General features: G+C 68.2%; 10 protein-coding genes. 6 read left to right on the top strand and 4 right to left on the bottom strand.

Annotated features, from left to right (window positions below):
• Positions 1 to 81: 81 nt before the first annotated feature.
• Both LR394_RS35495 and LR394_RS35490 read left to right on the top strand, forming a co-directional pair.
• The gene (locus LR394_RS35495) at positions 82 to 819 is read left to right on the top strand and encodes a response regulator transcription factor (protein WP_231449068.1); all 738 of its coding nucleotides are present in this window, start codon (positions 82 to 84) and stop codon (positions 817 to 819) included.
• The gene (locus LR394_RS35490; RefSeq protein WP_231449067.1) at positions 816 to 2,600 is read left to right on the top strand and encodes a sensor histidine kinase; all 1,785 of its coding nucleotides are present in this window, start codon (positions 816 to 818) and stop codon (positions 2,598 to 2,600) included. The genes LR394_RS35495 and LR394_RS35490 overlap by 4 nt, the downstream gene beginning before the upstream one ends.
• On the opposite strand, the gene LR394_RS35485 is transcribed toward LR394_RS35490, so the two are convergent.
• Positions 2,557 to 3,312, bottom strand: coding sequence for a DinB family protein (locus LR394_RS35485; protein ID WP_231449066.1), 756 nt, complete (start codon positions 3,310 to 3,312; stop codon positions 2,557 to 2,559). The two genes, LR394_RS35490 and LR394_RS35485, sit on opposite strands and share 44 nt — an antisense overlap.
• A gap of 94 nt (positions 3,313 to 3,406) precedes the next feature.
• Between LR394_RS35485 and LR394_RS35480 the strand changes: the two genes are divergently transcribed.
• Positions 3,407 to 4,468: a glycoside hydrolase family 18 protein gene (locus LR394_RS35480; protein ID WP_231449065.1), complete on the top strand. Its 1,062-nt coding sequence runs from the start codon at positions 3,407 to 3,409 to the stop codon at positions 4,466 to 4,468.
• Between the two features lie 16 nt (positions 4,469 to 4,484).
• On the opposite strand, the gene LR394_RS35475 is transcribed toward LR394_RS35480, so the two are convergent.
• Positions 4,485 to 5,039, bottom strand: coding sequence for a hypothetical protein (locus tag LR394_RS35475; protein ID WP_231449064.1), 555 nt, complete (start codon positions 5,037 to 5,039; stop codon positions 4,485 to 4,487).
• Positions 5,040 to 5,186: 147 nt separating this feature from the next.
• On the opposite strand from LR394_RS35475, the gene LR394_RS35470 reads away from it, so the two are divergent.
• Positions 5,187 to 5,543, top strand: a complete 357-nt coding sequence (locus LR394_RS35470) for a hypothetical protein (protein WP_231449063.1) — start codon at positions 5,187 to 5,189, stop codon at positions 5,541 to 5,543.
• A 27-nt stretch (positions 5,544 to 5,570) separates the two neighbouring features.
• Here LR394_RS35470 and LR394_RS35465 read toward each other — a convergent pair whose 3' ends face one another.
• Positions 5,571 to 8,474 (bottom strand): FAD-binding and (Fe-S)-binding domain-containing protein, encoded by a 2,904-nt coding sequence (locus LR394_RS35465; RefSeq protein WP_231449062.1) that lies wholly within the window; start codon positions 8,472 to 8,474, stop codon positions 5,571 to 5,573.
• A gap of 16 nt (positions 8,475 to 8,490) precedes the next feature.
• Here LR394_RS35465 and LR394_RS35460 point away from each other — a divergent pair, with 16 nt between their 5' ends.
• Complete coding sequence (locus tag LR394_RS35460) at positions 8,491 to 9,165, top strand: GntR family transcriptional regulator (protein WP_231449061.1); 675 nt, start codon at positions 8,491 to 8,493, stop codon at positions 9,163 to 9,165.
• A gap of 211 nt (positions 9,166 to 9,376) precedes the next feature.
• On the opposite strand, the gene LR394_RS35455 is transcribed toward LR394_RS35460, so the two are convergent.
• Positions 9,377 to 10,165 (bottom strand): alpha/beta fold hydrolase, encoded by a 789-nt coding sequence (locus LR394_RS35455; protein ID WP_231449176.1) that lies wholly within the window; start codon positions 10,163 to 10,165, stop codon positions 9,377 to 9,379.
• Between the two features lie 853 nt (positions 10,166 to 11,018).
• On the opposite strand from LR394_RS35455, the gene LR394_RS35450 reads away from it, so the two are divergent.
• A partial coding sequence (locus tag LR394_RS35450; protein WP_231449060.1) for a DUF222 domain-containing protein occupies positions 11,019 to 12,642 on the top strand: 1,624 nt, incomplete at its 3' end.

The following is a 12,642-nucleotide window of genomic DNA, read 5'->3' as shown; positions in this document are numbered from 1 at the left end:
CGTGCTGAAGAGTTTTTAGGAAGTTGTCAGGTTTCGGCCCACGGCACCGCCGACGCCCAGAAGGGCTCTAGCATCGGCCGAGTGGTTGCACATGTTCTGATCGCCGAGGACGACCCCCGCCAGGCCGAGGTGCTGCGTCGGTACCTGGAGGCGGACGGCTACTCGGCGACGGTCGTCCACGACGGCCGCAGCGCCCTGGACCAGGCCCGTGAGCACGAACCGGACCTGCTGGTGCTGGACGTGATGATGCCCGGGCTGAGTGGCCTTACGGTCTGCCGGACGCTGCGCCAGGAGACCCAGTTGCCGATCCTGATGCTGACCGCCCGATCCACCATGGACGATCTGGTGCAGGGCCTGGACATGGGCGCCGACGACTACCTGACCAAGCCCTACAGCCCACGCGAGTTCATGGCCCGGGTGCGCACCTTGCTGCGCCGCTCGGCTGCGGTCGCGGCAGCAAAGACCCGGGCCCACAACGTCGGCGCTCTGGCCATCGACCCCGACCATCACCGGGTAACTCTGAACGGCGCCGAGATCGACTGCACGCCAGGTGAGTTCGCCATCCTGGAAGCCCTGGCCCAGCAACCCGGACGTGTCCTCACCCGAGCCCAGTTGCTCGTCCATACCCGTGGCCTGGACCGAAGCTCGACCGAGCGCACCATCGACGTGCACGTGATGAACCTGCGCCGCAAGATCGAGCAGGATCCCCGCAGACCGGAGTACCTGCTCACCGTTTTCGGCATCGGTTACCGGCTCACCACCGATCAGACCCGAGCCGATCAGGCCCGAGCTGATCAGACCCGAGCCGATCAGGCATGAGCCGGGTTGCTCTGCGCCACAGTCTGGTCACCCGGCTGCTGGTGATCTCGGTGCTGATCGCCGTGCTCGCGGTCGCGGCCACCGCCTGGCTGGCCACCCGAACCGCCACGCAGGCGATCCGGCAGGAGCAGGGCCGCTCGTTGTCCGACGAAAAGGCGCTCTACGATGCGCTGATCGACCACGCCGCCACCGAGCGGGACTGGTCCGGCGTGCAGCCGCTGCTGGCCGAGTACGCCGGCAAGCTGGGCCGGCGGATCACCCTGACCACCGAAGACCTTGAGATCGTGGCCGAATCGTCCACCGGCCCGGACCTGGCCGAGACCCAGCCCTCGGCCACGATCGATCCGCTGCAACTGGATCTCACTCTGACCGGCGGCACGGACAAGATCGACAGCCGGGTGCTGGGGCCATATCAGATCCCGGCCGACGAGGCCCGGGACCTGGAGCAGAGTGCGGCTCTTGCGCTGCGGTGCATGACGTTCGACGGGGTCGAGGCTGAGATGGTCACGGCGTCCAGCGGTCGTCCGATGGCCCGGGTGACGGGTGAGGACTCATCCGGCCAAGAGGCAATCTGTCTGGGCAAGAACCCCAGCCCGATCGCCCCCGCTGAGCGTCGGGCGCTGCGCGAGCTGGGCCGGTTGGTTGCGAAATGTGTTGGCAGCGAGCAACGGACGTTTGTCACGGTCCCGAAGTCGACGCTGGCTTCCAGCGTGCTCGAGGACCAGAAGAGCTGGTTCACCGGTGGTTCCAGCCGTGAGGCCCGTACCTGTCTGGAGCAGGCTCGGCGCACCCAGTTGCGTCCTTATCCGGCTGCGCCGGTGCAGCTTTTCGTCACCGATCCGGATACCGGCCAAGCCGGAACCACTTTCACTCTCTCCGGATCCAACGTGGCCCGGATCGCCTGGGTGACCGGGGGCGTCCTCTTGCTGACGATCCTGATGACTGTGCTTTTGGGACGTCGGCTGGTGCGCCCGCTGCGAGCGCTCACCGAGGCGGCGGCCCGGCAGGAGCCGGTGAACATCTCCACGCGCGACGAGATCGGTTATCTGGCCCAGGTACTGAACGACTCCCGGGAACGCCGCGATCGGGCCGAGGCGCAGCGCCGGGCCATGGTCGGCGACGTGGCTCATGAGCTGCGTAACCCGCTGACCAACATCCGCAGCTGGCTGGAGGCGGCGCAGGACGGCCTGACCCCGACCGACCGGGCCCTGCTGGACCTGCTGCACGACGAGACCATGCTGCTGCAGCACGTGATCGCCGACCTCGCCGACCTGGCCGCCGCCGACGCCGGAACGCTGCACATCAACCCGGAACCCGTTGATCTGAGCGACGTCCTGGCCCAGGTGCGCGACGCTCACGTCGGTCCGGCCGAGGCCGCCGGGGTGGCCCTGGGCGCCGCCGTGCAGGGTGAGAGCACGATCACCGCCGACCCCGTCCGCCTGCGCCAGCTGATCGGCAACCTGGTCTCGAACGCAATCCGCTACACACCCCGCGGCGGCGTCGTGAAGGTGACCACCACGTCCATCGGTAACTGGCTGGAGCTGAAGGTCGAGGACACCGGTACCGGCATCGCCGAGGACGACCTGCCCAAGGTCTTCGACCGTTTCTGGCGGGCCGACGAGTCCCGCACCCGGGCCAGTGGCGGCAGTGGGCTGGGACTGTCGATCGCCCGTCAGATCGCAGATCTGCACGGCGGCACGATCACCGTGGAAAGCCGGCTGGGGCACGGCACCACCTTCACCGTCCGGCTGCCCCTGGGCCGCTCAGAGTCCCTGCGGTGAGAACAGCCAGATCCCGCTCGGCGTAGAGCCGGTGCTGCCATTCCTCGTTCAGCACCGTCCGCAGGCACTCGGCCACCGGATATCGATCGGCCGGGGGATAACCCGGCCCTTCGACCGGCTCGGTGTGCGCGGCCAGGCTCTCCTCGGTCAGACCGTCGATGACCCGCCGGACGGTCGTGTTGCGTTCGGCTCGCAGGGCCAGCACCTCGTCCAGGCTGGGGCGGGCCGCCTTGTCCCAGGGCACTCCCGGCTCGGGGTCCATCTCGTCGAACGGCAGCGCAAGGGCGTGCCAGGGGCGGGGCTCACCGAGAATGGCGCGGCTGACCCAGATGTCGGTGGCGTAGATCAGGTGCCGCTGGGTCTCGATGAACGACCACTCGCCGTCCACCCGCTCGTGCAGCAGCTCCGGCGGCAGGGCCCGGGCCTTCTCGACGGTGGTGCGCCACAAGGCGTCCAGGATGTCCCAGGCCTCGCGGTAGCCGGCCACGTCCTGCGGGCGCATCTTGACCCGCTGCGGATCCTGCCGGTCCAGTTCGGCCTCGATCAGCGGCGCCACGTCGACCCCGTTGATCCGCAGACCCTGGACCTCGCCGTCGATCTCCACCTCGCCGATCCAGACGCCCCGCATCCGGACCTTCCAGAAACTGGCGTTGCGGACCTCGACGTCCCGGAACCGGGCGTCCTTCAGATTCACATCCTGGAAGCTGGTCACCTCTGCAGTCTGCCAGGAGTGCTTACGCTGCGAAGCGATTCGCCCACAACAGGCTGAGCGGGCCGCTTTTGCCCGGATAGGGCATGATCATCGAATGGACGACACCGTCGCACCGGAACTGGCCTCCCATGAGCAGGCTGCGGTTCCGGGTGCTGCCCCGAGGCGCCGGCGCAGAAGATGGCCCTGGGTACTGGCCGCCCTGCTGGTCCTCCTGCTGGCGCTCCCAGTGACCTACGTCGCCTCGTTCGCGGTGAACGCCACCGGGGGAGTGGACCGCTCGATCCGCAGCACCGGCCACGACGCGTACTGGCTGGGCCACGCCTGGGTGGACGGCCGCAAGGTCCAGGCCGACGTCGATGCCCTGGCCGCCCAACTCGAGGGCAGCGGCATTCGCGACCTGTACATCCACGCCGGCCCCTACGCCGACGACGGCACCCTCGACCCGGCGCTGCGCCCCAAGGCCACCTGGCTGCTCGAAGCTCTGCACACCGCTGCGCCCGAGGTCCGGGTACAGGCCTGGCTGGGCAACGTCCTGGCCGACGACCGGATGCGCCTGACCTCCGGCGTCACCCAGACCAAGGTGCTGGAGGGGGTCGACGACATCCTGGCCGAGGGCTGGGACGGGGTGCACTACGACTTCGAGCCGGCCCTGAACAACGACCAGCCCTTCCTGGACCTGCTCAAGGCCACCCACGCCAAGACCCAGGCCGCCGAGGCCCAGTTCTCCGTGGCCACACCCAAGCTGCATCCCGTGCAGTGGTTCCGCCTGCCCGTCGACTGGCTGCCCATGCAGGCCCTGTGGAGCCAGGACTATCTGCGCCAGGTCTCCGAGCACGTCGACCAGGTCGCGATCATGTCCTACGACACGTTCCTGCCCAGCGAAAAGGCCTACCAGGGCTACATCCGGCGCCAGACCGAGCTGGCCCTCGACGCAGTGCCCGCCGACGTGGACCTGCTGATCGGTGCCCCGGCCTACCACGACCAGAAGATCTACCGCTGGGACAGCGCCGAGACCATGGCCGCGAACATCGCCGGGGTGCAGCAGGGGCTGGAAGGCGTGCCCCGCGACCGCCCGATCGGCGTGTCCCTCTACGTCGACTTCGACGCCACCGACCAGGACTGGGCCAGCTACCGGGACGACTGGGCCCAGCAGTGAGTGGGGTACAGCAGGACTAGACAGCTTCCTCGAACAGCGGCAGGTCCTGCTCGATCCGGGCCTGGAAGTTCTGAACCAGGTTGTCGATGTCCTCGAGCGTGACATCGGCCGGCTCGATCAGGTCGTTGGCCTGGTCAGAGGCCAGCTGCCCGGCGGCGGAGGTGACGGCCATGTACTCGTTCACCTGCATCTCGACCGGAGACAGGATCTCGCCGCTCTCGGCGATCTCGACGCTGTACAGCGCGTCGAAGGCGCCCCGCTGAGCCTCGGTGAGGTGCTCGACCAGCGGGTCCCCCCGCTCGCCGGAAAGCGCGCGCGGGGCCAGTTCCTCGGCCGCGGAAGTCGCTTCGGCCGGTTCGTCGGCAATGTTCAGGAAGGCGGCCGAGAGAGCCTGGTCGCCGGCGATCGAGTTGAGCGTTGCAGTGGTGTTCAGCACCGGTGCCTGCACCACGATCGAGCCGTTGGACAGCTTCTCCACGCCCGAGTCGGAGTCCTGCGCGGCTTCATCAGCCTGGTTGCTGGGCAGGTTCAGAGTGGCCTTGCTGGCGGCGAAAGCGGGTTCGATACGCATTCTGGACTCCCCGTTCCAGGTGGCGGTGGCGCTCTTCCCCAGACCCATCGGCAAAGCCTTGGCCGGCCTTGAGCGGCGGTTCTGCTCCAGTACGCCAATGCTGCCCGCCACGCCGTCGAGCAGGCCGATCCATTACCGTTACCGGTGATGACCGACGACGTGCTGGCGGTGCTGCGCAGCGAGTTCGACGCCGAGGACGAGAGCTTCCTGCTGGCGATGCGCACCGACCTGTCCTGGAACCGCGCAGCCTTCACCCGGCTGGAGCAGGCCCTGCGCGAGGTGTGCGCCGAATCGGTGGGCGCCGAGGAACTGCCGCGCTGGCTGGCCGAGGGCTTCTACGAACTCTCGCACGACGTGGCCAACTGGACGGCGCACCCCAACTTCCCCCGTCCGGAGCCCGAGTCGTACTACACCGACTGCCTGGAACGGCTGCAGGACCTGGCCGACTGGTTCTTCCGAGGCTGGTCGGCCTACCCGGAGGACTACAACTGGCCCGATCTATGACTGGCCCGATCTAATACTGGCCAGGACTTATGACTGGCCCGGTCCACGACGTGTCAGCAGCTCGGCCAGGTGCACCGAAGGCCGGTCGGCCAGGTCGGAGACCTGGGTGCGGCAGGAGAACCCGTCAGCCAGGATCACCGCGTCGGGCTTGGCCTTCAGCGCGGGCATGAGGTGCTGGTCGGCGACGGCCAGGGACACCTCGTAGTGACCGATCTCCACGCCGAAGTTGCCGGCCAGACCGCAGCAACCGGCCAAGGTCTGAACGTCGGCGCCGGTGCGGGCGAGCAGGGCCTTGTCGGTGTTCCAGCCCAGCACGGCGTGGTGGTGGCAGTGCGGCTGGGCCACGATCGTGGTGCCGCTCAGGTCGGGCGGGTTCCAGCCCTCGGTCTCGGTGAGCAGCTCGGCCAGGGTCTTGGTGCTGCGGGCCACCAGCCGGGCGTCGTCGGTGCCCAGCAGTTCCACGGCGTCGGTGCGCAGCACGGCCGTGCACGAGGGCTCGATGCCCACGATCGGGATGCCGGCCCGGGCCGCGGCCGCGAGCTCGGTGACCGTGGAGCCCAGGATCTTGCGGGCGGCGTCGAGCTGGCCGGTGGTGATCCAGGTCAGGCCGCAGCAGGTTCCGGCTGAGGGCAGGCGCGGCTCGTAGCCGGCCTCTCGCAGCACTTGCACGGTGGCCTCGGCCACAGCAGGCGAGAACGCATCCGAGAACGAGTCCACGAACAGCATCACTGGCGTGCCCCCCGTCCCAAGTTTCTGATCGGCCGTCTCAAATTTCTGACGGGACCACCAACGACGGAACGGTGTGCGGGCGAATTCTGGTACCGAGCGACGGGAATCGACGCCCGCGCCGAACAGCGCCAGCTTCTTCAGGCCGGGCAGGGTCATGCCCAGGTTGGCCAGTCGAGGGGTGCGCCCGGCCAGACGCGCCCAGCGCGGCAACCAACCCAGCGTGTAGTGCGATCGGGGCCGCAAGCGTCCTTTGTATTTCTGGTGCAGGGCTTCTGACTTGTAGGTGGCCATGTCGATGCCGGTGGGGCAGTCGGAGGCGCAGCCCTTGCAGGACAGACACAGGTCGAGCGAGTCGGCGACGGACGGGTGCTTCCAGTCCAGGTCGCCGCGCACCACGTCCTGCAGCACCCGGGCCCGGCCGCGGGTGGAGTCCTTCTCCTCACGGGTGGCCAGGTAGGACGGGCACATCACGCCACCGGCGGCGGAGTTGTCGGCGCGGCACTTGCCCACGCCGGTGCAGCGGTGCAGAGCCTGCGACAGGTCGCCGTTGTCGTGCTCGTAGATGAAGGCCAGATCCTTGCGGTAGCTGACCCCGGCCGCCCGCACATCGGCGTCGAACGGGTCCGGATCGACCAGAACGCCGGGGTTGAGGAGATTCGAGGGGTCGAAGGCCTGCTTCACCGCGCCGAACAGCTTGATCGCGTCGGGGGAGTACATCAGTGAGAGCAGTTCACCCCGGGCCCGGCCGTCACCGTGCTCACCGGAGATCGACCCTCCGAACTCGGAAACCAGACCGGCTGCCGCAGTGAGGAATTCACGCAGCACAACCAGGCCGTCGGGCCGGTCCAGCGGGTAGTCCAGGCGCACGTGCATGCAGCCGTCGCCGAAATGTCCGTACGGCGCTGAGGTCATGCCGTACTCGGACACCAGATCGTCGAACCGGGCCAGGTAGGCGCCGAGCTTCTCAGGCGGTACGGCAGCATCCTCCAGCCCGGGCCAGGCAGGCTTGCCCGAGGGCGCCCGGCCGGCCAGACCCGCGCCGTCCTCCCGAATCCGCCAGAGCCGGGCCTGAGTGGCCTTGTCCTGCACGACCAGAGATTCCAGGCCCAGCCCGGCATTGGCCAGCGCCTGGGCCCGGTCCAGCACCTCGGCCTGGTCATCGCCCGCGATCTCGACGAACAGCCAGGCGCCGCCCTTGGGCATCGGCGGGATCGCGCTGTCGCCGCGCCGGGCGCGCAACACGTTCACCAGCCGTTCGTCCATGCCCTCGCAGGCCGTCGGCCCGAAAGTGACCACGGTGGGCGCTGCTTCACCGGCCGCCACGATGTCAGTGAAGCCGATGGCCACGACCACCCGGTGATCCGGATCCTTCACCAGCCGCACCGTGGCTTCGGTCAGGATGCCGAGCGTGCCTTCCGAGCCGATCAGCGCCTGCCCGACGTCGAAACGCTCGGGCAGCAGGTGCTGGACGGCGTAACCGGAGAGCTGACGGCCGAACAGGTCGAACTCGGTACGCGCGGCCTTCAGGTGCCGGCCGGCTGCCGCCCGCAGACCGTCGAGCAGCGTCGCCGGGCCGTCGGCGAAGGCAGTGCCTTCGTTGCCGTAACCGGTGCGCAGGGTCTCGCCCGAGGCCAGCAGGTGGGTCATGGCCAGCACGTTGTCGGAAGTACGGCCGTAGCCCAGGGCCCGGTTGCCGCAGGCGTTGTTGCCGATCATCCCGCCGATGGTGCAGCGCGGGTGACTGGAGGGGTCCGGGCCGAAGCGGATGCCGTGCGGCAGCACAGCTTTCTGCAGCACGGCGTGCACGGTGCCGGGCTCGACCCGGGCGGTGCGGGCGACCGGGTCGACATCGAGCACCCGGTTCAGGTGCCGGCTGAAGTCGAGCACTATGCCGCGGCCGATCGAGTTACCGGCGATCGACGTGCCGCCCCCGCGTGAGGTCAGCGGAACGCCCAGCGACCGGGCGATGTCGAGGGTGGCGGCGACCTCGTCCACATGACGGGGACGCACCACGGCCAGTGGCGGGATCCGGTACAACGAGGCGTCGGTGGCGTACATCGCCTTGGTGCCCGCGTCGTCGCGAACTTCGAGACCGGCCTGACGCAGTGCGGCCGAAACTTCCTTTGAGGACGTTTCTGCGCCGGTTTGGAGGCCGGTTTCAAGGCCGGTGCGGCTGGCGGGTGGAGGGGCGATGCTGGCCATGAGTAACATGTTACTCATGGCATCGCTGGCCGACCAAGTTGTCGCGGAGGTACGGGACGGAATCCGTAAGCGCAGGTACGTGCCGGGCGAGGTCTACTCGGTCTACCAGTTGTCGGAGGCCTTGGGCTTCTCCCGAAGCCCGGTGCGCGAGGCGATGCTGCGACTGGCCGAGGCCGGTCTGGTCGAGATCAACCGCAATCGGGGCTTTCGGGTACTCCTGCCGCAGCCTCGCGATCTGGCCGAGATCTTCGCTGTCCGGCTGGCCCTGGAAGTGCCCGCCGCCCGCCGTTGCGCTGCTTCCGCGGAATCCGGTGAAGCGCTGATGACCTGTATGAACGCCATGGAGCAGGCCTCGACCGACGAGGAGTTCTGGGCGCAGGACCGGCAGTTGCACGAGCTGATCCTGCTTGGCGGCGGCAATCGGCGGGCGGCCCGGATCGTGGCCGGCCTGCGGGAGACCACCAGTCTTCTGGGCGAACCTACGGACCGGACGCATGCGGCGATCTGCTCCGAGCACCGGCCAATAGTCGAGGCCATCCACGCGGTTGCCCCCGATCGCGCCGCCTCGGCCATGGCGAAGCATCTGGCCTCGACCGCGCTGCTCCTGATGGCCGAAGCAGCCGGCCTGCCCGACACGAGCCCGTCGATCCGCGACCTGTGGCACGAGATCGCCGACCAGGCCGGGCGCTAGCAGTCTCTGGGCAACCAAGGGCCACGGCACAAAGTATGGACGGTGTGCGCCAGTGCCGCCGGCATCTCACGAAAGTTGGTCGACGGTTTGGTCGAAGAGCGGATCGCCCCTGCTCATGGCCATTTTCGCAAGATTGTCGGTGGCCTCTGGCAGGCTTCACTCATGAGACGACAAGCGGAGCACACAGCGAAACCTTGGGCCGAATACCGGTCTAGACGAGGAACTCCCCGACGATCCGGGCGATCAAACCGGGGCGCTGGCGGATCAGCAGATGGCCGGCGCCGGGCACGATGCACAACTGGGCGCCGGGAATGCTGCGCGCAATCAGTGCGGTGTGCTCCAACGCGATCGAATCACGATCACCGGCCATCACCAGCGTCGGTGCGGCAACGGTTCTCAGTGATTCGGCGCCGATATGCGGCTCCTGCTTCCATAGTTCAACCAGTTGCTCCACCACGTCCTGGGCGGGAGCCGAGCCCTCCGGCGCAAGCCGCGCGTACTCGTCCTCAAGCAGTTGATGTTGTTCTGCGCTTGTCGGTTCCGAGACCTCGTCGCCGGTGACGAACCCGGAAGGATCGAGATTGCCGCTGATCGAGACCAGCGAGGCGACCCGATCGGCATGGTCGCGGGCCAGCAGAAGCCCGGTGATCGCGCCGTCGCTGAAGCCCACCAGGTGTGCCTTCGGGAGGTTCAGCGCGTCCTGATAAGTCAGCGTGTGCTGGACCATCGCGTCGTACGCGAACGGTGCGCCGTCACTGGCCGTGCGCCCGTGACCCGGTCGTTCACAGGCGTGCACCTCGAAGCGGTCGGTCAGGGCGTCGCCGATCTCGCGCATGACCTCCATCGAGCAGAAGCCGCCATGCAGAAGGACGAGGGGCGCACCGGTTCCGGTGACCTCGTGGTACGTGGCGTGACCGGCAAGATCGATGAAAGGCACCCTCAGGGAATACCACACGGAAGCATCGATCACAGCCTCGGGCGGTGCGGAGAGGTTCAGCATCAGCACGGAAGAGGCAACATCGAAGCGGTCGCTCAGTAGCCCAGGTCGCACTCGCCGTCTTGGTGCTCCTGCTGATCGCCCTGCTCTGCCGGTGTGTCAGCCGGAAGCCGATGAATTGCTTCCCTGCCGCTGTTCCAGTTCTTCGGTTTGTCTACTTGCTGCGATGTTTCTTAGCTGCGGTGTTTCGGACATCTGCCGGATCCGGTACCGGGTGAACTTGGTGTTGCCCCAGCGCTCTTTGTTCATCCGCTGCTGGACTGGGCGGCCTGGCGTGGAACCGGTCAAGGTTCGTGGTCGCCGCATTCGAGAGCGTCTGGCTTGCTCGTCGCAGCGACCGTCACATCGCTGGCCTGCCCGTCGGTGCCGATCCGGACGGCTCGCACGGTACGGGCGGTCCGATCGCCATCTTCGGCCCTCGCCACCTTCACCCTCCGGCGCTGTCGTTCGTGCGTGCCGGGCCGTTCGTACCTGCCGGCTTTGCAGCCTTTTCGCATTGCAGCCCGTCTCTCCAGCAGCGCTCGCCGCACCGGATCGGCCAGAGCTGTAAACGTTCCTCAGGCCGCCCCTCACGGCAGCCTCTTCCGGGGAATCCGCGTCTCGTGGCACCGGCGTCTCGAGGCATCCTCGTTTCGCGACGACCGAGGGTTTTCCCAGCGGGCGGTTTGCTCCCTTCGCCGGTACCGCGGCAGTTGGCCAAGACTGTCGGTGGTGCGAGCTATCCTGGTTTCAGCAGTCGGGGGACTGCGAAAGGCATTGCCATACGGGGGTGTTTGGCTTGAGTCAGTTGAGTGAGGGCGTCTTCCGGTCCCAGAGCTTGTCTGCCTGGTCGTGCTCTCCGGACGGTCCTCCAGCGGTGCCTGTCAACCTGGAGAGTCTCTCGGATCCCGACCTCCTGAAGGCGGTGCTGGAGTCCGAGCTGATCCTGCGGCAGGTCGCCTCTCGCCAGGCCGAAGCCATTGCCCTGATGGTCTCCCGAACCGCCCCGGCCCGCCGCGGTCGCCCTCGTCCCGGCCGTTCCACCGATCCGGGTGCTCCAGACCCAGACGAGGGCGGCGACAGTGAGAACGGCGCCGGCGAAGGCAACGCAGGTGACGACCAGGACGGCGCTGAGCAGATCGGTTCGCGGACCATGGTGGTGCATCGCCTGGCCCCGGAGCTGACCCGTAATCCGCAGCGCATGCATCACGTCGTAGCCACGGCCTGCCACCTGAGCGAGAACCTGCCGGCTGTGATGGCGCTGGTGAAGTCTGGTCGTCTGGACTGGGAACGGGCCGAACTGATCGCCCGGCGGATGCACAACCCGGCGCCCGGCCTGGAATGGTTCAAGCCCGGCTGCGAGGAGTGGGCGATCGTGCAGTCCGCGATCGTGGTGCGGGCTCCGTCCCTGGCCTACCCGCAACTGAAAGAGCTGATCAGGCGGTTACTGGAAGGGCTGCGCCCGGCCGATACCAACGAGCGCCATCGGCAGGCCAACGACGCCCGCCGGGTCTGGACCGAAATCCTGCCCGACGGCATGGCGGCCCTGGGGGCCAACCTTCCTGCCGACAAGGTCCAGATCATCGACGGGGTGCTGGACGCGCTGGCCGATGCCGACCGCGACGCCGCCCGAGCAGAGGGCCGATCCGATTCCCGCACCCAGCACCAGCGCCGGGCCGATGCACTGATCGCGGTCTTCGGCGCCTTGGCCGCGGGCATTGACGTCCCCCTGGCCCGTGACCCGCGCCAGTTCGCTCAGGACGACTCGGCAGATTCAGCGGACGCAGTGTCCTCCGTCGCCCCGGCCAGCGAGCCGCCCCGGCATCCGGCTGGCGCCAGCGGGCCGCCCGGCTCCAGCAGAAGCAACGCCGAGACTGGCGGCACCGAGGCCGGCAGGACGGAGGCCGACGGCATTGAGACCAGCGGCGCTGAGACTGGCGGTGCCGAGGTCCGTGGCGCCGAGACCGGTGGCGCGAGGACGGGTGGCGCCGAGGCCCGTGGCACCGAGACTGGCGGCTCTCTGGCCGATGGCGGCGGTGAGGCCGAATGTTCCTCCTGCGCAAGGCGAGATCTGATCGACCGCCTGGAGCGTGCGGCCCAGGCGCAGGAAGAGGCTGATCGACGCTCCCTCAGCGGGTTCGGGCTGAACGCGGTGCCAGTGGGGCACATCCCTGCCTTCTGGGAATTGTCGAAGGTGCCTCAGCGCAGCGGCCGCCAGACACTTGCCGTGGTCACGCTCACCGACCAGACGCTCAAGGGGCGCAGCGAAACCCTCGGATACCTCCAAGGGTACGGAGCGATCTCAGCCGATCAGGCCCGGCGTATCGCATCCCAGGCCACGAGCGTCGTGCTCCTGCCTGTTTCCCCGGCCCAGCACCCCGAGCACACCTCGCCTCAGGCCAACCGCTATCGGCCCAGTAGCGACCTGGCCCGGCAGGTCATCGCCCGATATCAGACGTGCACCTACCCCAACTGCCTTCGACCAGCAGCCACCTGCGACC

Source organism: Kineosporia babensis, from assembly GCF_021129305.1.
Taxonomy (GTDB): domain Bacteria; phylum Actinomycetota; class Actinomycetes; order Actinomycetales; family Kineosporiaceae; genus Kineosporia; species Kineosporia babensis.
This window is presented reverse-complemented; position numbering and strand designations above follow the sequence as displayed.